The sequence below is a fragment of the Oryzihumus sp. genome, assembly GCF_054325275.1.
Genome location: NZ_JBTCWL010000024.1, coordinates 14,046 through 35,166, shown reverse-complemented (window position 1 = coordinate 35,166; position 21,121 = coordinate 14,046). Strand labels below are relative to the sequence as shown.

Annotated in this window: 23 protein-coding genes; 12 read left to right on the top strand and 11 right to left on the bottom strand. The window is 73.8% G+C overall.

All coding sequences use genetic code 11. From position 1 onward, the window contains the following. Positions 1–4: 4 nt before the first annotated feature. Both ACXVGS_RS08360 and ACXVGS_RS08355 read right to left on the bottom strand, forming a co-directional pair. Positions 5–661, bottom strand: coding sequence for a hypothetical protein (locus ACXVGS_RS08360; RefSeq protein ID WP_458529180.1), 657 nt, complete (start codon positions 659–661; stop codon positions 5–7). Positions 662–664: 3 nt separating this feature from the next. Next, positions 665–1,426: an alpha/beta hydrolase gene (locus ACXVGS_RS08355; protein ID WP_458536835.1), complete on the bottom strand. Its 762-nt coding sequence runs from the start codon at positions 1,424–1,426 to the stop codon at positions 665–667. A 97-nt stretch (positions 1,427–1,523) separates the two neighbouring features. Here ACXVGS_RS08355 and ACXVGS_RS08350 point away from each other — a divergent pair, with 97 nt between their 5' ends. Genes ACXVGS_RS08350 through ACXVGS_RS08340 form a run of 3 tightly spaced genes read left to right on the top strand, consistent with a single transcriptional unit; the run spans position 1,524 to position 4,352 of the window. Further along, positions 1,524–2,438: a lysophospholipid acyltransferase family protein gene (locus ACXVGS_RS08350; protein WP_458536834.1), complete on the top strand. Its 915-nt coding sequence runs from the start codon at positions 1,524–1,526 to the stop codon at positions 2,436–2,438. Between the two features lie 4 nt (positions 2,439–2,442). Then, positions 2,443–3,588: a MacS family sensor histidine kinase gene (macS, locus tag ACXVGS_RS08345; protein ID WP_458529178.1), complete on the top strand. Its 1,146-nt coding sequence runs from the start codon at positions 2,443–2,445 to the stop codon at positions 3,586–3,588. Next, positions 3,585–4,352: a response regulator gene (locus ACXVGS_RS08340; RefSeq protein ID WP_458529177.1), complete on the top strand. Its 768-nt coding sequence runs from the start codon at positions 3,585–3,587 to the stop codon at positions 4,350–4,352. Before macS ends, ACXVGS_RS08340 begins: the two co-directional genes overlap by 4 nt. A gap of 3 nt (positions 4,353–4,355) precedes the next feature. Here ACXVGS_RS08340 and ACXVGS_RS08335 read toward each other — a convergent pair whose 3' ends face one another. Further along, positions 4,356–5,183, bottom strand: coding sequence for a DUF1028 domain-containing protein (locus tag ACXVGS_RS08335; RefSeq protein WP_458529176.1), 828 nt, complete (start codon positions 5,181–5,183; stop codon positions 4,356–4,358). A gap of 49 nt (positions 5,184–5,232) precedes the next feature. On the opposite strand from ACXVGS_RS08335, the gene ACXVGS_RS08330 reads away from it, so the two are divergent. The 4 genes from ACXVGS_RS08330 to ACXVGS_RS08315 all read left to right on the top strand — a co-directional run bounded on the left by ACXVGS_RS08330 (position 5,233) and on the right by ACXVGS_RS08315 (position 9,383). After that, complete coding sequence (locus ACXVGS_RS08330) at positions 5,233–6,258, top strand: 6-phosphofructokinase (protein WP_458535834.1); 1,026 nt, start codon at positions 5,233–5,235, stop codon at positions 6,256–6,258. Between the two features lie 124 nt (positions 6,259–6,382). Then, a complete protein-coding gene (locus tag ACXVGS_RS08325) occupies positions 6,383–7,735 on the top strand; it encodes a class II 3-deoxy-7-phosphoheptulonate synthase (protein WP_458529174.1) in 1,353 nt (450 codons plus the stop codon). Further along, entirely contained in the window at positions 7,732–8,796 is a 1,065-nt protein-coding gene (locus ACXVGS_RS08320) for a threonine aldolase family protein (RefSeq protein ID WP_458536833.1), read from the top strand. Before ACXVGS_RS08325 ends, ACXVGS_RS08320 begins: the two co-directional genes overlap by 4 nt. After that, positions 8,793–9,383: a molybdopterin-dependent oxidoreductase gene (locus tag ACXVGS_RS08315; RefSeq protein WP_458529172.1), complete on the top strand. Its 591-nt coding sequence runs from the start codon at positions 8,793–8,795 to the stop codon at positions 9,381–9,383. Before ACXVGS_RS08320 ends, ACXVGS_RS08315 begins: the two co-directional genes overlap by 4 nt. A 96-nt stretch (positions 9,384–9,479) precedes the next feature. On the opposite strand, the gene ACXVGS_RS08310 is transcribed toward ACXVGS_RS08315, so the two are convergent. From ACXVGS_RS08310 to ACXVGS_RS08300, 3 genes are all read right to left on the bottom strand, one after another. Next, entirely contained in the window at positions 9,480–10,397 is a 918-nt protein-coding gene (locus ACXVGS_RS08310; RefSeq protein WP_458529171.1) for a DMT family transporter, read from the bottom strand. 11 nt (positions 10,398–10,408) lie between these two features. Then, the gene (gene pknB / locus ACXVGS_RS08305) at positions 10,409–12,286 is read right to left on the bottom strand and encodes a Stk1 family PASTA domain-containing Ser/Thr kinase (protein WP_458531610.1); all 1,878 of its coding nucleotides are present in this window, start codon (positions 12,284–12,286) and stop codon (positions 10,409–10,411) included. A 97-nt stretch (positions 12,287–12,383) separates the two neighbouring features. Next, positions 12,384–13,511, bottom strand: coding sequence for a LysM peptidoglycan-binding domain-containing protein (locus ACXVGS_RS08300; RefSeq protein ID WP_458529169.1), 1,128 nt, complete (start codon positions 13,509–13,511; stop codon positions 12,384–12,386). A gap of 171 nt (positions 13,512–13,682) precedes the next feature. Here ACXVGS_RS08300 and ACXVGS_RS08295 point away from each other — a divergent pair, with 171 nt between their 5' ends. From ACXVGS_RS08295 to ACXVGS_RS08285, 3 genes are read left to right on the top strand one after another with little or no spacing between them, the layout of a single operon-like run. Beyond that, positions 13,683–14,063, top strand: coding sequence for an Rv2175c family DNA-binding protein (locus ACXVGS_RS08295; protein ID WP_458529168.1), 381 nt, complete (start codon positions 13,683–13,685; stop codon positions 14,061–14,063). After that, on the top strand, positions 14,064–14,390 hold the full coding sequence (locus tag ACXVGS_RS08290; RefSeq protein ID WP_458529167.1) for a lycopene cyclase domain-containing protein: 327 nt from the start codon (positions 14,064–14,066) through the stop codon (positions 14,388–14,390). It begins immediately after the preceding gene. 7 nt (positions 14,391–14,397) lie between these two features. Further along, positions 14,398–14,730, top strand: a complete 333-nt coding sequence (locus ACXVGS_RS08285) for a lycopene cyclase domain-containing protein (RefSeq protein WP_458536832.1) — start codon at positions 14,398–14,400, stop codon at positions 14,728–14,730. Here the strand turns inward: ACXVGS_RS08285 and ACXVGS_RS08280 are convergent. The 3 genes from ACXVGS_RS08280 to ACXVGS_RS08270 are packed head-to-tail and all read right to left on the bottom strand — an operon-like array spanning position 14,675 to position 18,212. After that, positions 14,675–15,622 (bottom strand): phytoene/squalene synthase family protein, encoded by a 948-nt coding sequence (locus ACXVGS_RS08280; RefSeq protein WP_458529194.1) that lies wholly within the window; start codon positions 15,620–15,622, stop codon positions 14,675–14,677. The genes ACXVGS_RS08285 and ACXVGS_RS08280 overlap by 56 nt on opposite strands. Then, the gene (gene crtI, locus ACXVGS_RS08275; RefSeq protein WP_458536831.1) at positions 15,619–17,130 is read right to left on the bottom strand and encodes a phytoene desaturase family protein; all 1,512 of its coding nucleotides are present in this window, start codon (positions 17,128–17,130) and stop codon (positions 15,619–15,621) included. Before crtI ends, ACXVGS_RS08280 begins: the two co-directional genes overlap by 4 nt. Next, the gene (locus ACXVGS_RS08270; RefSeq protein ID WP_458531608.1) at positions 17,127–18,212 is read right to left on the bottom strand and encodes a polyprenyl synthetase family protein; all 1,086 of its coding nucleotides are present in this window, start codon (positions 18,210–18,212) and stop codon (positions 17,127–17,129) included. The genes crtI and ACXVGS_RS08270 overlap by 4 nt, the downstream gene beginning before the upstream one ends. Before the next feature lie 63 nt (positions 18,213–18,275). On the opposite strand from ACXVGS_RS08270, the gene metF reads away from it, so the two are divergent. Further along, the gene (gene metF, locus ACXVGS_RS08265; protein WP_458529163.1) at positions 18,276–19,190 is read left to right on the top strand and encodes a methylenetetrahydrofolate reductase [NAD(P)H]; all 915 of its coding nucleotides are present in this window, start codon (positions 18,276–18,278) and stop codon (positions 19,188–19,190) included. A gap of 55 nt (positions 19,191–19,245) precedes the next feature. On the opposite strand, the gene ACXVGS_RS08260 is transcribed toward metF, so the two are convergent. Then, positions 19,246–19,629 (bottom strand): VOC family protein, encoded by a 384-nt coding sequence (locus ACXVGS_RS08260; RefSeq protein WP_458529162.1) that lies wholly within the window; start codon positions 19,627–19,629, stop codon positions 19,246–19,248. 408 nt (positions 19,630–20,037) lie between these two features. Next, the gene (locus ACXVGS_RS08255) at positions 20,038–20,556 is read right to left on the bottom strand and encodes a YbaK/EbsC family protein (protein ID WP_458536830.1); all 519 of its coding nucleotides are present in this window, start codon (positions 20,554–20,556) and stop codon (positions 20,038–20,040) included. Positions 20,557–20,783: 227 nt separating this feature from the next. On the opposite strand from ACXVGS_RS08255, the gene ACXVGS_RS08250 reads away from it, so the two are divergent. Further along, positions 20,784–21,113, top strand: coding sequence for a DUF6504 family protein (locus ACXVGS_RS08250; RefSeq protein ID WP_141788416.1), 330 nt, complete (start codon positions 20,784–20,786; stop codon positions 21,111–21,113). Positions 21,114–21,121: the final 8 nt, after the last annotated feature.

The window sequence follows — 21,121 nt, the reverse complement described above, 5'->3', positions numbered from 1 at the left end:
GGGGTCAGAGGCGGGCGCCGTCGTCGCCGTCGTCCTCGTCGCGGTGCCGCGGCAGACGCGAGACCAGGAGGGCGAAGCCGCCGACGGTCATGCTGATCGCGAGCAGCAGCCACAGGCTGTCGGCGCTGCGGTCGAACAGGATCAGGTAGAGCAGGAGCATCGGGCCGCCGGTGAGGCCGATGAGGATGCCCCAGAACTGCAGGTCGCCGGCGGGCAGAGGCGCCGTGGGCCCCGGGATGAAGTGGTCCTCGGGATCGGCCTGCGGGTGCTCCTCGGGCGGGCGCGGAGCCTGTCCTGCCGGGTCCGGCCCCCAGGAGGGCACGGCCGGTGGTGGTGCCGGCCCCCTGGGCGGGGTCGCGTGGCCGGCCGGGGTCGCGCCGGGAGGTGTCGGGCCGGACGGCGTGGGGCCCGGGGGAGCGGGACTGCTCGTGTCCGTGTCGCGCTGGCCGCCCCCGGTGCCGGGTTCCCGCGGCGGGGCGTCCGAGCCCTGTTCGGCGCCGCTGGTGGTGTCCGGAGCCTGGGCGTGGTCGGCCGGTGGGCCGTAGCCCTCCTGCTCGGGCCAGGGGCCCGCGCCGGCGCTGGCCAGCGCGTCGTCCTCGGCCCAGTGGGCGATGATCTCGGCGAACTGGGCGTCGACGTCGGAGCGGTCCTGGTCGCTCATGGCTCAGCTGGTGAGGCGCTCGATGAACTTGACCGACTCGGCGAAGATCAGCGGCGCGTCGTTGTCGAGCGTGGCGACGTGGTAGCTGTTCTCCAGCAGGATCTCCTGCACGTCCTCGCTGGAGATCTTGCTCAGCACCAGCGCCGAGCTCGACGCGGGGACGACGTGGTCCTGCGGGGAGTGCAGCAGAAGCACCGGCTGGGTGACCTCGGGCAGGTCCCGGATGATCGTGCGCCAGGCGACGATCTGCGAGTGCCCGGCCTTGAGCGGCGTCTTCGTGTAGGCCAGCTCGGTCGCGTCGGCCTTCTTGATGTCGTTGGCGATCCCGGGCAGCGCGCCGACGAGGTGCTTGAGCACCGGCAGCACTACCAGGCGGGGGTCCTCGAACTTCACTGCCGGGTTGACCAGCACCAGCCCGGCGACCCGGGGTCCGTGGTTCTGCGCGAGCTGCAGGGCCAGGGCCCCACCCATGGACAGGCCGGCGACGAAGACCGTGCGGCACCGGGTCAGCAGCTCACGGAAGGTGGCATCGACGGTGGCGTACCAGTCGGACCACTCGGTGCGGTTCATCTCCTGCCACGTGGTGCCGTGGCCGGGCAGCCGCGGCAGCCGGACGGTGTAGCCGGCTTCGGCGAGGTGCTCGGCCCACGGGCGCAGGCTCTGCGGGGTGCCGGTGAAGCCGTGCACCAGCAGGACCCCGACGTCGGACCCGTCGTGGGAGAACGGCTCTGCTCCGGGCAGGATCGCCACCTGTGCTCCTCGCATGGGTCGTGTGTGCTGGCCTTGGGCGAATCCTCGCACGGTGCGAGGTGCCCGCCTAGTGTGCCGGGTAGAGTTCGGCGCGTCATAGGAGGTGGGGTCGTTGTTCTACTGGGTGCTCAAGACGATTGTGCTCGGACCCATCCTCAAGCTGCTGTTCCGCCCGTGGGTCGAGGGGGAGGAGAACATCCCCCCGGAGGGTGCGGCGATCTTCGCCAGCAACCACCTGTCCTTCTCGGACTCGATCTTCCTGCCGCTGGTGGTGCCGCGCCGGATGACGTTCCTGGCCAAGTCCGACTACTTCACGGGTCGGGGCATCAAGGGCCGCCTCACGGCGGCCTTCTTCACGGGTGTCGGGCAGCTGCCCGTCGACCGGTCCGGCGGTCGTGCCGGCGAGGCCGCCCTGCGCAGCGGGCTGAAGGTCCTGCGCCGCGGCGAGCTGCTCGGCATCTACCCCGAGGGCACGCGCTCGCCCGACGGACGGCTCTACCGCGGGCGCACCGGCGTGGCCCGGATGGCACTGGAAGCCGGTGTCCCCGTGCTCCCCGTGGCGATGGTCGGCACCGACAAGGCCCAGCCGTCCGGCAAGAAGCTGCCCAAGATCATGCGGATCGGGGTGCGCATCGGCAAGCCGCTGGACTTCTCGCGCTACGAGGGCATGGAGGACGACCGCTTCGTCCTGCGCTCGATCACCGACGAGATCATGTACGAGCTGATGCTGCTGTCCGGGCAGGAGTACGTCGACATGTACGCCACGTCCATGAAGGAGCGCCTGCTCGCTGCGGCCCGGGCCAAGGCCAAGCCGCTCTACGGCGGTGGCACCGAGGACAAGTCCGCGGACAAGGCAGCCGGCGCCGACGCGGCGACAGCTGAGGACGTCGCCGTCCAGGGCGCGGGCGTCGAGGGCGCTGCCGTCGACGGCACCGCGGTCGGCGGCTCCGAGCCGGGGCCGCAGGAGGCTGTCGGCGCCGCACCGGAGGACGACGTCACGCCCGACGGCCAGCGCGCCGCCAGCTGACGCGGTGGCCTCAGGGGGGAGCCGGGCCACCGACCCGAGCGTCGTCGCGGCCCTGTGGCGCGGGCTCAACGTCCTGCGCCCGGTCGCCCTGCTGTATGCCGTGTACTCCCTGCACGAGCGCCACCCCGGGATGGAGCATCCCTGGGTGGCGTTCGTCGTGCTGGTCGTCCTGGCGGTCTGGACCGTGGCCATGTGGTTCCACCGGGAGCGCACGACCACCGTGGTGGGCATCGAGCTCGCCCTGGCCGTCGCGGCCATCCTGGCCACCCGGGTCGTCGACAGCAGCGCGGTGATCCTCGGTGGCGCCCCGACCGTGCCCGGCATCTGGCCCTCGGCGGCCGTCGTGTCGTGGGCCGTGCTCAAGGGCTGGCGTGGCGGGCTCTTCGCGGCGGCCGTGGTCTCCGCCGCCGACGTGGTCGAGGTCGTCGTGCCCACCGACAACACGGTGAACAACATCGTCCTGCTCTTCCTCGTCGGCGGCTGCATCGGCTACTGCGCCGACCTGGCCAGGGAGGGGCACCAGGCCCTGCACGAGGCGCTGCGGGTGCAGGCGCAGGTGCAGGAGCGCGACCGGCTGGCCCGCACCGTCCACGATGGCGTCCTGCAGACCCTCGCCTTCATCCACCGCCGCAGCGCGGACCTCGGCGGGCCCGGCCGCGAGCTCGGCGCCATGGCCGCCGACCAGGAGCGGCTGCTGCGGGCACTGGTCAGCGGCGTGCCGGCGCCGGGGCTGGACGAGGTGGTCGCCGGCGACGTCGACCTGCGCCAGGTCCTGGGGCGCTACGCCGGTGGCGCGGTGCAGGTGGTCCCACCTGCCGACGCGGTCCCGCTGCCCCGCAAGGTTGCCGAGGAGCTGTCGGCCGCGGTGAGCGCGGCCCTGGACAACGTGCGCCGGCACGCCGGGGACGGCGCCCGGGCCTGGGTGCTGGTCGAGGACGAGGGCCAGGACGTCGTCGTCACGGTGCGCGACGACGGTGTCGGGCTGCCCGCGGGCCGGCTGGTCGAGGCCGCTGCCCACGGCCGGTTGGGCGTGCGCAGCAGCATCACGGGCCGGCTCACCGACCTCGGCGGCAGCGCCCGCTACGAGAGCCACGAGGGGGAGGGCACCGCGGTCGAGCTGCGGGTGCCCCGGAGGGGGAGGACCACATGAGCGGTATCGAGCAGGCGGGCCACGCCGACGGTCAGGAGCCCGGGGGTGCGGCAGGGGGCGCCGGGACGGACCCGGCGGCGGCCGAGGCGACGGGCAGCCCCGGACTGCGGGTGGTCGTGGCCGACGACCACCCGATGTGGCGGGACGCCGTGGCCCGCGACCTGGCCGACGCCGGGTTCACCGTCGTGGCCACGGCTGATGACGGGCCCTCTGCGGTCAACCGGACCCTGGCCACCCGCCCGGACGTGCTGGTCCTCGACCTCAACCTGCCGGGCATGCGCGGCGACGAGGTCTGCGCCGCGATCCGGCGCGCCGGCGCGCCGACCCGGGTCCTGGTCCTGTCCGCCAGCGCCGAGCAGCGGGACGTGCTCGAGGCGGTCAAGGTGGGCGCGACCGGCTACCTGCTCAAGTCCGCCTCCCGGGCGGAGTTCCTCGACGCGGTCCGGGAGACCGCCGCGGGCACGGCGGTGTTCACCGCCGGGCTGGCCGGGCTGGTGCTGGGGGAGTTCCGCCGCATGGCGGCCCAGGACGGCACGCACCGGCAGCCCGCGGTGCCGGGCCTGACCGAGCGCGAGACCGAGGTGCTCAAGCTCGTGGCGACCGGGCTGAGCTACAAGCAGATCGCCGCCCGGCTGTTCATCTCCCACCGCACGGTGCAGAACCACGTGCAGAACACGCTGACCAAGCTGCAGCTGCACAACCGGATCGAGCTGGTGCGCTTCGCCATCGCGCGGGGCCTGGACGACCCCGAGCCCACGGGCTGAGCCTCAGGCCGCGGTGGCCTCGCGGAGCGCCTGCAGCACCCGCGAGTCGATGCCCTCGGAGGTCAGCCGGGTCTCGTAGTTCTCGGCCCCGGCCCAGTCGGCCAGGGCGTCGTGCACGTCGGGCTGGGTGCGCCCGAGCCGGGCCAGCCGCTCGGTGACCTCCTCCAGCAGCCCGCCCTCGAGCGGCAGCACGTTGGACGGTCCGCCGAAGTAGAGCTCGTTGAGGTCGAGCAGGCGGGCCAGCTCCTGGGGTGCCTCGGGGTGGTCGTCGACGCGCAGGTCCGCCAGCACGCCGGAGGCGTCGTAGCCGGTGCCGGCCTGCACGGCGTACAGGGCGGCGGACTGGCGGCCGCGGCGGTCGCCGCCGGCCCGGTCGCCGGCCAGCACGGCGTGGACGAGGCGGGACGGGAACGGCAGGTGCGCCGCCTCCAGCCAGGCCCGTTCCATCTCCTGCACCACCTGCGGCCCGGCGAGGATGTTGCCCTGGATGGCGTAGCCGCCGGTGGCGTCACGTCCGGTGAGCCCGCCGGCCCAGTCCATGCACGCGGGCCCGGTGTAGCTGGCCTGGCCGGTGGGCGTGACGAGCCCGAGCTGGCGCTGCTCGTGGCCGTCGTCGTCCCCCGTCAGGCGGGCGACGACCTGCTCGGGTGCGACGCCGTCGGCGAGCAGCGCGAGGGCGTCGTCCTTGTAGGAGACCTTGGCCAGCGCCTGCGTCGCCACGGCGCCTACGCCCACCCGGGCGGCCGGCACGACCGACCCGACGGCGAGGAACTTGCTGGCGACGGCGACGCCGAGGGCGTCACCCATCGAGGCGACGATGGAGAAGGTCATACCTTCGACCCTAGCCGCGGACCCCTGCCCGGGCGATAGGTTGCCGGGCATGCGCATCGGTGTGTTGACAGGTGGCGGCGACTGTCCCGGCCTCAACGCCGTGATCCGGGCCGTTGTCCGCAAGGGGATCGAGACCTACGGCCACGAGTTCGTGGGCTACCGCGACGGGTGGAAGGGCCCGCTCGAGGGGCTGACCAGACCCCTGGGGCTGGAGGACGTCGAGGACATCCTCGCCCGCGGCGGGACGATCCTGGGGTCCTCGCGGACCAACCCCTACACGGTCGACGGGGGCGTGGACCGCATCCGGGAAGACGTCCGCGCCGCCGGTATCGACGCGCTGGTCGTCATCGGGGGAGAGGACACCCTGGGGGTGGCCAAGCGGCTCACCGACGACGGGCTCGGCGTGGTGGGCGTGCCCAAGACGATCGACAACGACCTGTCCGGCACCGACTACACCTTCGGCTTCGACACCGCGGTGTCCATCGCCACCGAGGCGATCGACCGGCTGCGCACCACGGCCGAGTCGCACCACCGCGCGCTCGTCGTGGAGGTCATGGGCCGGCACGCCGGCTGGATCGCGCTGCACTCCGGCCTGGCCGGCGGGGCCAACGTCATCCTCGTCCCCGAGCGGCGTTTCGACATCGACCAGGTCGCGGCCTGGGTCAAGCACCGCTTCGACCAGGAGTACGCCCCGATCATCGTGGTCGCCGAGGGCGCGCAGCCCAGCGACGGCGGGGAGGCGCTGCAGAGCGACGAGATCGACGCGTTCGGCCACGTGCGCCTCGGCGGGATCGGCATCTGGCTGGCCGCCGAGCTCGAGCAGCGCACCGGGCACGAGAGCCGGTGCGTGGTCCTGGGCCACATCCAGCGCGGCGGCACCCCCACGGCCTACGACCGGGTGCTGGCCACGCGCTTCGGGCTGCACGCCATCGACGCCGTCCACGAGGGCGAGTTCGGGGTCATGGTGGCGCTGCGCGGCACCGACATCGTGCGCGTCCCGCTCGCCGAGGCGACCGCCGAGCTCAAGACGGTCCCCCCGGAGCGCTACGCCGAGGCCGAGGTCTTCTTCGGCTGAGCGTCGTTGCGGCGCAGGGCGACCCGTGGGTGGGGCCACCCCCGGTGAGGGTGGCCACGCAAGCCCGCGTTCGTCATACGGACCCACGCGTGTCCGCTGGCTGGACGCACCTACCCTTGACCCCGTGAGCATCGACGCGACCCCCGAAGTCCTGGCCGGGCTGGACGCCTGGCGTGACCTGCCCGCCGCGCAGCAGCCCGAGTGGCCTGACGCCGACGCGCTGGGCCAGGCCGTGCGGACGCTGTCGACCTATCCGCCGCTGGTCTTTGCCGGCGAGTGCGACATCCTGCGGACGCGTCTCGCCGCCGCCGCGCGCGGTCAGGCATTCGTGCTCCAGGGCGGGGACTGCGCCGAGACCTTCGCCCACGCGACCGCCGACAACATCCGCGACCGGATCAAGACGATCCTGCAGATGTCCGCGGTGCTGACCTACGGCGCCAGCCTGCCGGTGGTCAAGGTCGGCCGCATGGCCGGGCAGTACGCCAAGCCCCGCAGCAGCGGCAACGAGACCCGCGAGGGCGTCACCCTGCCCGCCTACCGGGGCGACATGGTCAACGACTTCGCGTTCACCCCCGAGGCCCGCACCCCCGACCCCGACCGGCTGGTCCGCGCCTACCACGCGAGCTCGGCGACGCTGAACCTCGTGCGGGCCTTCACCCAGGGCGGCTTCGCCGACCTGCGCCGCGTGCACGACTGGAACCGCGGCTTCGTGGCCAACTCCGCCAACGCCCGCTACGAGAAGCTGGCCAAGGACATCGACAAGGCCATGAAGTTCATGGAGGCCTGCGGTGCCGACTTCGAGGCGATGCACCGGGTGGAGTTCTTCGCCGCGCACGAGGCGCTGCTCCTGGACTACGAGCGGCCGCTGACCCGCATCGACTCGCGCACCGGGCTGCCCTACGACGTCTCCGGCCACTTCCTGTGGGTCGGTGAGCGCACGCGGGACATCGACGGCGCGCACATCGACTTCATCTCCCGGGTGCGCAACCCGATCGGCATCAAGCTCAGCCCCAAGGCCGACCCGGACTACGTGCTGCGCCTCATCGACAAGGTCGACCCCGAGCGCGAGCCGGGCCGCCTGACCTTCATCACCCGCATGGGCGCCGGCACGGTCCGTGACGCCCTGCCGGCGATCGTGGAGAAGGTCACCGCCTCCGGCGCGGTGCCCACGTGGATCTGCGACCCGATGCACGGCAACACCTTCGAGTCCTCCACCGGCTACAAGACGCGTCGCTTCGACGATGTCGTCGAGGAGGTGCGCGGCTTCTTCGAGGTGCACCAGGGGCTGGGCACCGTGCCCGGCGGCATCCACATCGAGCTGACCGGCAACGACGTGACCGAGTGCCTCGGCGGCGCCGAGGAGATCCTCGACGCCGACCTCGAGAAGCGCTACGAGACGGTGTGCGACCCGCGCCTGAACCACCAGCAGAGCCTGGAGCTGGCGTTCCTGGTCGCCGAGATGCTGAGCCAGCGGTGAGCGGGGCGACGCGCCAGGTCGACCTGCGCTCGGACACCCTGACGCGCCCCACCGCGGCGATGCGCCAGGCGATGGCCGGCGCCGAGGTGGGCGACGACGTCTACGGCGAGGACCCCACCGTCGCCTCCCTGGAGGAGCGCGTCGCGGGGATGCTCGGCCACGAAGCCGGGCTGTTCACGCCGTCCGGGTCGCTGGCCAACCAGCTCGGGCTGCGCCTGCACGTCAAGGCGGGTGAGGAGGTCATCGCCGACTCCCTGGCCCACGTCCTGCGTGCAGAGATGGGGGCCGCCGCGGTGTTCTCGGGCATCTCCTCGCGCTCCTGGGTTGCTGAGCGGGGTCTGCTCGACCCGGTCCAGCCGCTGGCGATGATGCAGCCCGCGGCCGGGGCCTACCAGGTCTCGACCCGCCTGGTGGTCGTGGAGAACACCCACAACTTCGGCGGCGGCACCGTCCAGCCGCTCGAGCGTATCGCCGCCCTGCGCGAGGCGACCCGCCCGCAGGGCGTGGCGCTGCACGTCGACGGCGCCCGGCTCTGGAACGCGCACGTCGCCACGGGCACCGGCCTCGCGGCGTACGGGCAGCTGGCCGACACCGTCTCGGTGTGCCTGAGCAAGGGCCTGGGTGCCCCGGTGGGCTCGGTGCTCGTCGGGTCCCGGGCCCACATGGACGAGGCGCGGGTGTGGCGCAAGCGCTTCGGCGGCGGCATGCGCCAGGCCGGCATCCTCGCCGCGGCCGGGCACTGGGCCCTGGACCACCACGTCGAGCGCCTCGCGCAGGACCACGCCCGGGCACAGCAGGTGGCCAGGGCCGTCGCCGACGTGGCTCCCGGCGTCGTCGACCCGGCCACGGTCGAGACCAACATCCTCATCCTCGACGTCGGTGCGGCCGGCTGGTCGGCCGCCGGCTTCGTCACGGCCGCCGCGGGCCGCGGTCTGCGGATCTACGCCACCAACGCCCATGCGGTGCGCCTGGTGTGGCACCTGGACGTCGACGAGGCCGACACGGCCTACGCTGCCGATGTGGTGACGGACCTGCTTGCCGAGGCGGCGCATCGATCGTGAGCTCATGGGGGCTGGCCGAGCCGCGGCCGCTGCCGCCCGGTCAGCGCCGGACGGAGAGCCTGCGGCCGGTCCACTACGGCCGCGTGCCCAGGATGGACCTGGCCACCTGGTCGTTGCGGATCGGGGGCGACGCCAAGGGGGGCAGCACGGCGCTGACGTGGGCGGAGTTCGACGACCTGCCCAAGGTCGACGTCCGGGCCGACCACCACTGCGTCTCGCACTACACCACCCAGGACCTGCTCTGGTCCGGTGTCGCGGTGCGCACGATCCTGGACCTGGCCCCTCCGGAGGACGACGTCGAGCACGCGCTCGTCTCGGCCGCCTACGGCTACAGCTCCAACGTGCGGATGGAGGACCTCGCCTCCCCGCGGGCGATCCTCGCGACGCACCTCGACGGCGAGCCGCTCACCCCGGAGCACGGCTGGCCGTGCCGGCTCGTCCTGCCGCACCTGTACGGCTGGAAGGGGCCCAAGTGGGTGCTTGCCATCGACTACCAGCACCACCCCGAGCGGGGCTTCTGGGAGCAGCGCGGCTACCACTTCACCGGTGACGTGTGGCGCGAGGAGCGCTACGCCTACCAGGAGTAGCACGTCCCTGCCGACCTGGTCCCGGTATGCCGTGAGCCTCACCGCCCAGGGGGGGCAGGTCCCGGCGGTGCCAGCACGACGTCCCGCGCGGGGCGCTCAGCTGACCTCGTGGTGCAGCGCCTCCGCCGGGGGCTCCTGCGCCGCCGTGGCGCCGGTGTCCTGACGGCCCACCAGCTCCACGACGTACATCGCGGCGACGACCAGAGCGCCACCGAGCAGCATCGGCGCCGTGAGGCTCTCGCTGCCGAGGGTGACCGCGAACGCGGCGGCGAACACCGGCTCGAGGGTCATGACGATCGCGGCCCGGGTGGCCGGCAGGTGGCTCTGGGCCCACGTCTGCGCCCACATGGCCACGGCGCCGGCGATCAGGGCCATGTAGAGCACCGACAGCCAGGGGCCGGTCCCCGACGGCATCTCGACCCCGCCCGGGGCGGCGCACACCAGGCAGACGAGGGCGATGACGACCATCTGCACCGCGGCCAGGCCGCTGGCGCTGCCGCTGGAGGAGTAGCGCCCCAGGCCGATGATGTGCAGGGCGTAGACCGCCGCCGAGGCGAGGGTGAGCAGCTCGCCGTAGCCGAACCCGACGCCGCGCAGGGACAGCGCGGCCAGGCCGGCGGTGGCCATGCCCACGGCCAGCCAGGTGGAGCGGGGCACCCGGTCGCGCAGGAGGACCGCGCCGAAGACCGGGGTCAGCACGACGTAGGTGCCGGTGATGAACCCCGAGCGGGAGGCGTCGGTGTGGGCCAGGCCGACCGTCTGCAGGACCTGCGCGACCCCGTAGAGGACGCCGAGCCCGGCGCCCACCGTCAGCTCGCGCCGGTCGAGGCGGCGCACCTGACGCCAGAACACCGCGGTGATGACGACGGCGGCGATGGTGAACCGCACCGCGAGGAAGTCCGCGGGGGACAGCTGGCGGACCACGTCCCGGATGAGGAAGAACGTCGAGCCCCAGACGGCGGTGACGCTGACGAGCAGCAGGGTCGCGAGCTGGCGGGAGCGGACCTTCGGCACGCCCAAGGGTCTCAGACCACGACGAGGGTGATGGTGCTGCCCTTGGGGGCCTTGGACCCGCCGGCAGGTGACTGCTGCCGCACGATGCCGAAGAAGCCGCCCATGACCTGCTGCACGCTGACCTGGAACCCGGCCGCCGTGAGGATCTGCTGCGCCTGGTCCTGCTGCTTGCCGACGACGTCGGGCACCGGGACCATCTGCGGGCCCTTTGACACGACCAGCGTGACCTTGTCGCCCTTGTAGAGCGTGCCCCCGGGCGGGTTCTGCGAGATGACCGAGCCCTTGGCCACGGTGTCGCTGAACTGCCGCTGGGTCGCGTCGACCCGCAGGCCGGCGCCGGTCAGCGCCGAGACCGCCTGGTCGGCGGGCTTGCCGGTGAAGTCCTGCACCGTGATCGGCTGGCGGCCCTGGCTCACGACGAGGTCGACCGGGGCGTTGCGCTTGAGCCGGGTGCCCGCGGGCGGGGAGCTGCTGACCACCTGGCCGGCCGGGATCTTCTCGTCATAGGCCTGGCGCACCGACCCCACGGTGAGGTGGTCATTGCGCAGCGTCGTGGTCGCCTCGGCCTGGCTGTGGCCGACCAGGGACGGCACGCTGTAGCGCTCCGGCCCCTGCGAGACGGTCAGGGTCACCACGCTGCCGCGGCGCACGCCCGCCCCCGGACGGGGGTTGCTGGCCATGACGTAGCCGGGCTTGACCGCCTCGTCGAAGGCGCGGGTGATGCGGGTCTGCAGGTGGGCCCGGGTCAGCTGCGCCATCGCCGACTGCTGCGTGGTGCCCACGACCGGGGGGACCGTGGTGCTGGCGAGCGGGCCGGCGAGGAAGAGCCAGCCGAGCAGGGCCGCCACGAGCACGGCGAGGCCGCCGAGGAGCCAGGGCAGGGGGAGCGCGCGGCGCCGTTGGGGGCGCCGCGCAGCGGTCGCGACCGTCCCGGCAGGCGCCCCCAGGGGGACGACCTGGGTCCGCGACAGCGCGGCGGTCGAGTCGCTGGTGTCGTCGACGACCCCGCCGGCGGCGGGGCGCCGGTCGAGCTCGTCCTGACCGAGCCCGGCGCGCCCCCGGCGCAGCTCGGCGAGGAACTCCCCGGCATCACGGGGACGCTCGTCGGGGTCCCGGGACGTGGCCCGCGCGACGAGCTCGTCGAGCTCCGGCGGCACCGACGGCATCCGGCTCGACGGCGCAGGGACCTGGCTGTGCACGTGCTGGTAGGCGACGTGGATCGGCGTCTCGCCGGTGTAGGCCTTGGTGCCGGTCAGCATCTCGAACAGCAGCAGCCCGGCGGCGTAGACGTCGCTTCGCGCGTCGGCGATGCCCCGCTCGACCTGCTCGGGGGACAGGTAGGCGACGGTGCCGAGCAGCGAGCCGGTCTGGGAGGTCGAGGTGTGCGCGCTCACCGCGCGGGCGAGGCCGAAGTCGGCGACCTTGACCATGCCGTCCTCGCGCAGGATGACGTTCTCGGGCTTGACGTCACGGTGGATCAGCCCGGCGGCGTGGGCCGCGGCGAGGGCCTGCAGGACGGGGTCGAGGATGTCGAGCGCGGCGCGCGGCGTCAGCGGGCCCTCGCTCTTCATCACCTGGCGCAGGGTGTGGCCGTTGACCAGCTCCATCGCGAGGAAGACCTCGGAGCCGTCCTCACCCTGGTCGTAGACGGCGACGACGTGGGGGTGGGAGAGCCGGGCGGCTGAGCGCGCCTCGCGGCGGAAGCGGCTCACGAAGGTCTCGTCGGAGGCCAGGCCCGGGCGCATGACCTTCAGCGCCACCTCACGGTCCAGGCGCTGGTCCAGGGCGACATAGACCGAGGCCATCCCGCCGTCGGCGATGTGCGAGAGCACGCGGTAACGCCCGTCGAGGACGCGACCGACGATGGACTCGGGCACAGACGTTGTCACGCGGAGAGTCTAGGTGGAGGCGGCGGGGATGCCGCGCAGGCTCGGCGGTCGGGGGCCGGCCAGGGGCCGAACGGCCCGAACGGCCCGCGCCACCGACCTACATGCGGGCCTTGTGCGCGAGGACGGCCGCGACGTAGCCCTTGGTGTCGGCATACATCCCGGACTTCTGCACCGAGGCCAGGCCCTGGTAGTAGCCGGCGATCGCCTGCTTCTCCGAGCTGGCGCCGCGCAGCAGCGAGCGCAGGATGACCACCCCGGCGGTGATGTTGTCCTGGGTGTTGAGCAGGTTCAGCCGGCGGCCGACGAGCTGGGAGGCCCACTGGCCCGAGCTGGGGATGATCTGCATGGTGCCGATGGCGTTGGCGACCGAGACCTGGCGCTGGTTCCAGCCCGACTCCTGCCAGGCGACCGCGAGGGCCAGGCGCGGGTCGACGCCGTGCCGGCGGGCGGTGCTGACGATCATCGCCCGGGTGGTGCTGCGGCCCGGCACGGCGTGGGTGGCCAGGTAGCCGCGGTTGCGCGCGGCGGCGCCGACGACCCCGGAGGAGTAGGTCCGGCCGGCAAAGGTGTTGGAGCTGAAGGCTGGCGAGCCGGCCTTCACAGGGACGGCCAGGACCTGCCCGATGCGGACCATGCCGGCGCTGCGCAGACGGTTGGCCTTGACGATCGCGGCCTGGCTGACGTGGTAGCGCAGGGCGAGGGCGCCGACAGTGTCCCCCGGGCGGACGCGCACGCGGACGGTGCGGGTCGTGGGCGACTTGGCTGCCGCGCGGGCGGGGCTGACGGCAGCACCGGGCACCGTGAGGATCTTGCCCGCGTAGATCAGCCCGCGGCGGTCGAGGCCGTTGAGGCGCAGCAGGGTGGCCTCGCTCACCCGGAAGCGCAGGGCCAGGGTACCGATGGTGTCGCCGCTGCGCACCGTGTAGGCGCGCACCCGCGGCGCGGCCGGGCGGGCGGGAGCGTGGTGGACCGGCCGGGCCCGGGGCACCCACAGCCGCTGGCCGATCCGCAGGAAGTGCCCGCCGCCGCTGAGGTGGTTGCGCGCGATGAGCGTGCCGGTGGTCGTCCGCGTGCGCAGGGCGATCTCGCTGAGCGTGTCGGCCGGGCGCACCACGTAGGCCTGCCAGCCGTACGGTGCGGGGTTGGCCCGGGCGACGACCGCGGCGCCCAGGGCCGGGGCGCCGGGCGCGGAGGGCAGGGACGGGGCGAGGCCAGCAGGGCTCATGGGCTGGGGTCCTTTCGGCACGGCGCCGGGTCGTGCGGGCGGGTGGCTTCGTGACGTCTGTGACTGACGGTACAACTGTGAATCCTGTGACGGTAACCCATTCACCTCGATCCACATCGACTTACATCGATGTAATTTGTGCTGGGCGCAGGCAGTGGCACCCTTGGACCCGTGACTGACGACACCACTTCCGAGCCCGACCTCGAACAGCTCGTGGGCGACTGGCTGACCGTCCCGGAGATCGCCGAACGCCTCCACGTCCCGCTGTCCCGGGTGCGCGGCATGCTCGCCGACCGCGAGCTCATCGGCGCGCGTGTCGGCCCGAACAAGGCGATGAAGGTCCCGGCCCGCTTCGTGGGGGCCGAGGGGCCGCTGCCGGAGCTGCGCGGGACGTTCACCGTGCTCGCCGACGGGGGCATGAGCGACGAGGAGTCGCTGCGCTGGCTGCACACCCCCGACCCCACCCTGCCGGTCGGGGGCAGCCCGGTCGATGCGCTGCTGGCCGGCCACAAGACCGAGGTGCGCCGGCGTGCCATGGAGCTCGCCTTCTAGGTGGGCCCGCGCAACGGCGCGTACGCCGTGATGCTCGCCTTCTGCCTGGCCGGCACCCTGCCGCTCGACTGGTACTACCGGCTCGGGGTGCTGCGCCAGGTGCGGCGCCTCGCACTCGCGGTACTGCCGGTAGCGGTGCTGTTCCTGGCCTGGGACGTCGCCGCCACCGCCGCCGGGCACTGGCGCTTCGACCCGGTCCAGACCCTGCCACCGCGGGTGCTCGGCCTGCCGCTGGAGGAGCTGGCGTTCTTCGTCGTCATTCCGCTGGCCGGGATCCTCACCTACGAGGCCGTGGCCGAGGTGCGCCGGCGCGGGAGCATCCGGTGAGGCGGGCATGACCTACACGGCGGTAGCGCTCCTGGCGGTCGCCGTGGCCGCGTTGACCGACCTGCTCGTGCTGCGGACCCGGCTGCTGCGCGCCCGGACCTGGTGGACGGCGTACGGCATCGTGCTGTTCTTCCAGCTGCTCACCAACGGGTGGCTGACCGGCCGCGGGATCGTGCGCTACGCGGACGCGGCGATCCTCGGTTCCGGGCGGGTGGTGGCCTTCGGCGACGGGCGGGTCGTGTTCGCTCCGGTGGAGGACATCGCCTTCGGCTTCGCGCTGGTGCTCATGACCACGAGCGCCTGGGTGGCCGCCGGCCGCCGCGCGCGGCGAGGCGGGTGACCCCGGCCGCGGCGACCACCCGGCCGGCGGTCAGGGCGCGCGCCCTCCGCGGCACGCTCAGGCGCCCGGCGAAGACGTCGAAGTCGTGGTCGACGACCTGCCACAGGATGGCCCGGTAGAGCGTGAAGGCGGCCTCCAGGCAGGGCTGGGCGCTCGCGTCCACCATGGCCAGGCCCGGACGGGCCTGCTCGTAGAGGTCCAGCGCCCGGCGCACCTGCACCGCCACCAGGGTGCGCACCGCCGGGTCGGGCCGCCCGCAGCGCACGGCCCGGGCCAGCGCGTCCTCGCTGACCCCGCAGCGGCGCAGGTCCTCCCCGGGCAGGTAGATCCGGCCCCGGTCCAGGTCCTCGGCGACGTCGCGGACGAAGTTGGTCAGCTGGAACGCCTCGCCCAGCGTCCCGGCGCAGTGCAGCGCCTCCGGCCCGGACGCGCCGAGCACCGGCGCCATGAGCTCGCCGATGACCGCGGCGCTGCCGCGCATGTAGCCGCGCAGGTCCGCCCAGGTGGCGTAGCGGGTCACCGTGAGGTCCATCGCCATCGAGGCGAGGAACTCCTCCAGCAGCCCGGGGTCGAGGTCGTAGGCGCGCATCGTGTGCCAGGTCGCGGCCAGCACCGGCTCCAGCCGCGGGTGGGGCGGCTCCGCGGCGCGCACCGCGGCCAGCGCGTGCTCGGACCACCCGGTGAGCCGGCGCGGGTCGCCGCCGGCGGCGTTGTCGACGATCTCGTCGGCCACCCGGGCGAACGCGTACAGCGCCCACACGTGCGGACGGCGCTCCGGGGGCAGCAGCCGGGTGGCGAGGTAGTAGGTCCGCCCGTAGTGGGCGTGGATGCGGCGGCACTGCACGTAGGCGGCCACGAGCTCCGGCCGCGGCGGGTGGGCGAAGGGCCTCATCGCCACGCCCGCGAGCGACGCCGGGGGTCCGCGCCCACGAGGCGCTCGGCGGCCAGCCGACCGCTGACGAGCACCATCGGCACGCCCACGCCGGGGACCGTGCCCGAGCCGGCCAGCACCACGTTGTCGCCGACGTGGTTGGGGGAGCGGAACGGCCCGGTCTGGGCGAAGGTGTGCGCGGCCGCGAACGGCGTGCCGGCCACCATCCCCTGGGCCGCCCAGTCGGCCGGTGTGAGCAGCACCTCGGCCTCGATGCTGTCGGCGAACCCGGTCCACCCGGCCGCCTCGACCCGCTCGAGCGCCCGCTCGCGGTAGGGCTCGCGGAGCCGGTCCCAGTCCAGCGGGGCGGTGAGGTTGGGGGTCGGGAAGAGCACGTATGCCGCGCTGCGGCCGGGCGGGGCCAGCGCCGGGTCGGTCGCCGAGGGCAGGGAGACCAGGAACGAGGGGTCGCGCATCAGGCGCCCGCGGTCGAGGTCGTCGAAGACCTCCGACCAGGCGTGGCCGAAGTGCATGGTGTGGTGCGGGCGGTCCTGCCACGTCCGCGTTACGCCGGCGGCGAGCACCACGCAGGAGGGCGACCAGCGCGGCCGGACCAGGCGCCGCTCCGGCCGGCGCAGCAGCTCGCGGGCACCGGGCAGGTCCGCGGTGACGACCACGGCGTCCGGCTGGTGCCGCGTGCCGTCGGCCGTGGCCACCGCGGTCAGCCGGTCGCCGGACCACTGCACCGAGGTGACCTCGGCGTCGTAGTGGAACTCCACGCCCGCGCTGCGGGCGGCCGCCTCCATCGCCTGCGGCAGCGCGCTCATCCCGCCGACGGGGTAGAAGACGCCCTCGACGAGGTCCATGTAGGAGATGACCGCGTAGATGGCCAGGGCCCGCTGCGGCGACACCCCGGCATACAGCGCCTGGAAGCTGAAGATGCGCTGCAGGCGCTCGTCGCGGAAGTAGCGGGCGACCGTCGGCGCGAGCCGGCGGAAGCCGCCCATCGCGACCAGGCGCGCCAGCGACGGCCCGAGCAGGTCCAGCGGCGAGTCGAAGTTGCGGTCGATGAACTCGCCGATCTGCAGGCGGTACAGCCGGGTGACGAAGTCGACGTAGCGCTCGTAGCCGGCCGCGTCGGCCGGCCCGGCGAAGTCGCGGATCTGCTGTGCCATCGCTTCCGGGTCGGAGGTCATCGACAGTCCCGTGCCGTCGGCGAACTCCGCCCGGTATGCCGGGTCCACCCGGCGCAGGGTCAGCCACCGCTCCATCGGCTCGCCGATGGCGTCGAAGCAGTCGGCGACCAGGTCGGGCATGGTCAGGACGGTGGGGCCGGTGTCCAGCCGGTAGCTGCCACCGCCCGGGGCGGGCAGCTCGACCCCCGCGGCCCGGCCGCCGGGCCGGGGGCCGCGCTCCAGGACGGTGACCCGGCGCCCGGCGCCGGCGAGGTGCATCGCCGCGGACAGGCCGGACAGGCCCGCTCCGACGACGAGGACGTGCTGCGGGCCCGGGTGGGCCGCCCGGCTCACGCCGAGCGGGCGGTGGAGACGTCGACGAGGGTGGCGAGCATCTGCCGGCCCTCCGAGGTCAGCCCGGTCGTCACGTCGAGGTGGTCGCGGGCGTCCGCGACGAGGGCGGTGATCCGCTGCTCCACCCGGTCCAGGGCACCGCTGCCGGTGATGACCGCGCGCAGCTCCTCGACCCCGGCCTCGTCGAGGTCGGGCAGGCCGAGCAGCTTGTCGACCAGGGCGACCCCGGCCGGCCCGGCGGTGTCGAGGGCCTCGGCGATGATCACCGTGCGCTTGCCCTCGCGCAGGTCGTCGCCGGCGGGCTTGCCGGTCTGGGCCGGGTCGCCGAAGACGCCGAGCAGGTCGTCGCGCAGCTGGAACGCCTCGCCCAGCGCCAGGCCGTACGCGGACAGGGCCGCGAGGTCGGCCTCACCCACGCCGGCGGCGGTGGCGCCGATCAGCAGCGGGTGCTCGACGGTGTACTTCGCGCTCTTGTAGCGGATGACCCGGCGGGCCCGCTCGACCCGCTCGGCGGTGGTGAGTGACTCCCACCCGCGGGCCGACTCCAGCACGTCGAGGAACTGCCCGCCCATGAGCTGGGTGCGCATCCGGTCGAAGACGGGACGGGCGCGCTCGAGCTCGGCGGCAGGCAGCCCCGACGTGGCGAAAAGCTCGTCGGTCCAGGTCAGGCACAGGTCGCCGGCCAGGATCGCCCCGGCCACGCCGAAGCGGTCGCCGTCGCCTGTCCAGCCGTGCTCGTTGTGCTCGGTGGCCAGGCGCCGGTGTGCCGCAGGCAGGCCGCGGCGGGTGTCGCTGTCGTCCATGACGTCGTCGTGCAGCAGGGCCGCGGCCTGGAACAGCTCCATGGCGGTGGCGGCCCTCACGACGGCCTCCCCGTCGGGGCCGCCGCCGGCGCGGTAGCCCCAGTAGAGGAACGCGGCGCGCAGGCGCTTGCCGCCCCGCAGCAGCGCGGCGACGGCCGACACCAGCGGCGTCAGGTCGTCGCCGATCTCGCCGAGGACGGCGCTCTGCGTGCGGATCTCGGCGTCGACGACGGCCTGGACGCGGCTGCGCAGGTCATGGGCGTCGAGCGGACTGGACAACGTGCCTCCCGGATGCTGAATGGTCCGAGCCTACGTGGCGCCGGTTCACCTACGCTGGCCGGTATGGCACACGGAACCGCGTCGATCCTGCCCCGGGCCGAGCACGTCACCCGCTCCATCCCCGAGGTGCTCGCGGCGGAGGGTGCGTCATACAGCTTCGAGTTCTTCCCGCCCAAGGACGACGCGGCCGAGCAGGCGCTCTGGGAGGCCATCCGCCGGCTGGAGGCGGTGCGGCCGACGTTCGTGTCGGTGACCTACGGCGCGGGCGGCTCGACGCAGGACCGCACGGTCCGCGTCACCGGCCGGATCTCGCGCGAGACGACGCTGACCCCGATGGCGCACCTGACCTGCGTGGGCCGGTCCGTGGCGCAGCTGCGCCAGGTGGTGGGGGAGTACGCCGACGCCGGCGTCCGCAACGTCCTGGCGCTGCGTGGCGACCCGCCCGGCGGTCCCGGTTCGGAGTGGACCGCCCACGCCGAGGGGCTGGACCACGCCGACGAGCTGGTCGCGCTGGTCAGGAGCCTGGGCACGTTCACCGTCGGCGTGGCGGCCTTCCCCGACCGGCACCCGGAGTCGCCGAGCCTGGACCACGACGCCGACGTGCTGGTGCGCAAGGCCGACGCGGGGGCGGAGTTCGCCGTGTCGCAGTTCGTCTTCGACGCCGACGCGTGGGTGCGGCTGCGGGACCGCGTGGTCGCCCGCGGCCGTGACCTGCCGATCATCCCCGGGCTGATGCCGGTGACCAACGTGCGCCAGGTCGAGCGGATGGCCCAGCTCTCCGGCACGCCGCTGCCGTCCGCCGTGGTGGCTCGGCTGGAGGCGGTGGCCGGCGACCCGGCCGCTGTGCGCGAGGTGGGCGTGGAGATCGCCACAGAGCTGGCGCAGCAGCTGCTGGCCGAGGGGGCGCCGGGCCTGCACTTCTACACGATGAACCGCTCCACGGCGACGCTGGAGGTCTACGGCAACCTCGGGGTCTGACCGGGTTGGTCCTCGCCGCCCACCGCCCGGCCTGCCGGTGGCAGGGCCCGGTGGGTCAACCGTCGTCGCGGCAGAGGCAGAACGGGTGCCCGGCCGGGTCGAGGAGCACCCGCACGTGCTCCTGCGGTTGGTCCGCGGCCATCGTGGCGCCCAGGGCGAGCGCCTCCGCGACGGCAGCGTCCAGATCGCCGACCTGGAAGTCGAGGTGCATCATCGGCCGCTGCTGCCCGTCGACGGGCGGCCACACCGGGGCGTGGTAGCCGGGCGCCTGCTGGAACACCAGGAAGGGTCCCTCCGGAGCGGCGGCCACGATGGCCGTGCCGGGTTCCTCGTGCCCGACCGGCCAGCCGAGCAGCCCGGAGTAGAACTTCGCCAGGGCACCGGGATCCGGCGCCTCGATCGCGGTTCCCCACCACATGCCCTGGGTTCGTGATCGCATGCCTGCCCCCTCGTCGTCCTTGCTCAGCCCCGACCGGGCTGGCTCAGGACAGGACGGTAGGGGCCCCATGCGGACGGTCGGCGTCCGCAATGCCGGTGATCGGCCGGTGACGTTCGCGGCATACCGGCGGTGGTGGTGCGGCGGTGGTGATGCGGCGGGGCGGGGGATCCGGCCCGGACAGGGGGAAGGGCACGAGCCCGGCTGCAGGTGTGCCCCTCCCCAGACCCGCAACCGGTCCTCGTGCCCATCGTGCGCTCCCCCTTCTGCGCGGGCACCATCCTGCTCGGCCGGTGCGGTGGGGGCCTATCCGTACAGGTACTCAGATGCGCGGTACTCAGATGCGCAGGACCCAGCAGCGCAGGACCCAGGTCCGCGCGGGCTTCGGGGTGCGCGTGACGGGAGGCGGGCTCAGGCGACCTCGGCGGGCTGGCCGCCGGTGATGCGCAGCAGCTCGTCGTAGGAGGTCTGGAAGACGGCGTGGGGGTGTCCGGCGGCAGCCCAGACCCGGTCGTAGCGCGCAAGGGAGACGTCGACGAGCGTGGCCGGGGGGCGCAGGTGGGCCACGGGTGGGACGCCGCCGATCGGGAAACCGGTGTGCTCGAGCACGAACTCCGGGTCGGCACGCTCGACCGTCTCGAGCCCGATCAGGTCGGCGACCTTGACGGTGTCCACCCGGTGCGCGCCGGAGGTGAGCACGAGTAGTGACTCCTCCGCGCCGCCGGGGCGGTGGGCCTTGAACACCAGGGAGTTGGCGATCTGCGCGGGGTCCACGCCGAGGGCGACGGCGGCCTGGCGCGCGGTGCGGGCGGCGTCGTCGAGCACCGTGATCGTGCCCCGGACGCCGAAGGCCGACAGGGCGGCCGCGACGCGCTGGACCGCGGGGTGGTCGAGGACGGGCTCCGGCGCCGCGGTCGGCACGTGCGTCATGGCTCGACGCTAGCCATGCGCGGGTTCCGCGGGAAGGGGGTGTCCAGAGGTTGACGGCCTGTCCGAAGCCGGGTGTACATTTGTTCTATCGAACAGGCGTACGAACATTCAGGTGTTTTCGTGGCCTGTCCGACCACCGCACGACCGGCCCGCGAGGCGCCTCGACCCCGCCACCGCGGGCCGGTGTGCGGTCCACGAGTCCGGGGTGTGCAGGCGAGGAGCGGGTCATGGTGCGACGTTACGAGGAGCCGATCGAGGTCCGCGAGGACCGCGACGCCGACGACCCGGGCGGGGAGCCGCAGGCCCGTCCGGCCGCGTTCGTGTGGCGGGGCCGGCTCTACGTGGTGCGGGACGTGATCGGGCACTGGCATGAGCGCCGGGCCTGGTGGCGCGAGGCGCTCGAGCCGCGCGAGGGGGAGCCGGTGGGAGCGCCCGACCTCGAGCAGGACGTGTGGCGGGTGGCGGCCAGCCCGGGCCGGATGCTCGGCACCGGCGTCTACGACCTGGCCCGCGACGGCAGGGTGCCCGGCTGGCGCCTGGTGCGCGTCGCCGACTGAAGCCCCAT

Coding starts and splice junctions, on each gene's coding strand:
- metF (WP_458529163.1), top strand. CDS start 18,276: ATGGCACACGGAACCGCGTCGATCCTGCCCCGGGCCGAGCACGTCACC.
- ACXVGS_RS08340 (WP_458529177.1), top strand. CDS start 3,585: ATGAGCGGTATCGAGCAGGCGGGCCACGCCGACGGTCAGGAGCCCGGG.
- ACXVGS_RS08260 (WP_458529162.1), bottom strand. CDS start 19,629: ATGCGATCACGAACCCAGGGCATGTGGTGGGGAACCGCGATCGAGGCG.
- ACXVGS_RS08250 (WP_141788416.1), top strand. CDS start 20,784: ATGGTGCGACGTTACGAGGAGCCGATCGAGGTCCGCGAGGACCGCGAC.
- ACXVGS_RS08360 (WP_458529180.1), bottom strand. CDS start 661: ATGAGCGACCAGGACCGCTCCGACGTCGACGCCCAGTTCGCCGAGATC.
- ACXVGS_RS08285 (WP_458536832.1), top strand. CDS start 14,398: ATGACCTACACGGCGGTAGCGCTCCTGGCGGTCGCCGTGGCCGCGTTG.
- ACXVGS_RS08280 (WP_458529194.1), bottom strand. CDS start 15,622: ATGAGGCCCTTCGCCCACCCGCCGCGGCCGGAGCTCGTGGCCGCCTAC.
- ACXVGS_RS08335 (WP_458529176.1), bottom strand. CDS start 5,183: ATGACCTTCTCCATCGTCGCCTCGATGGGTGACGCCCTCGGCGTCGCC.
- ACXVGS_RS08355 (WP_458536835.1), bottom strand. CDS start 1,426: ATGCGAGGAGCACAGGTGGCGATCCTGCCCGGAGCAGAGCCGTTCTCC.
- ACXVGS_RS08330 (WP_458535834.1), top strand. CDS start 5,233: ATGCGCATCGGTGTGTTGACAGGTGGCGGCGACTGTCCCGGCCTCAAC.
- ACXVGS_RS08300 (WP_458529169.1), bottom strand. CDS start 13,511: ATGAGCCCTGCTGGCCTCGCCCCGTCCCTGCCCTCCGCGCCCGGCGCC.
- ACXVGS_RS08255 (WP_458536830.1), bottom strand. CDS start 20,556: ATGACGCACGTGCCGACCGCGGCGCCGGAGCCCGTCCTCGACCACCCC.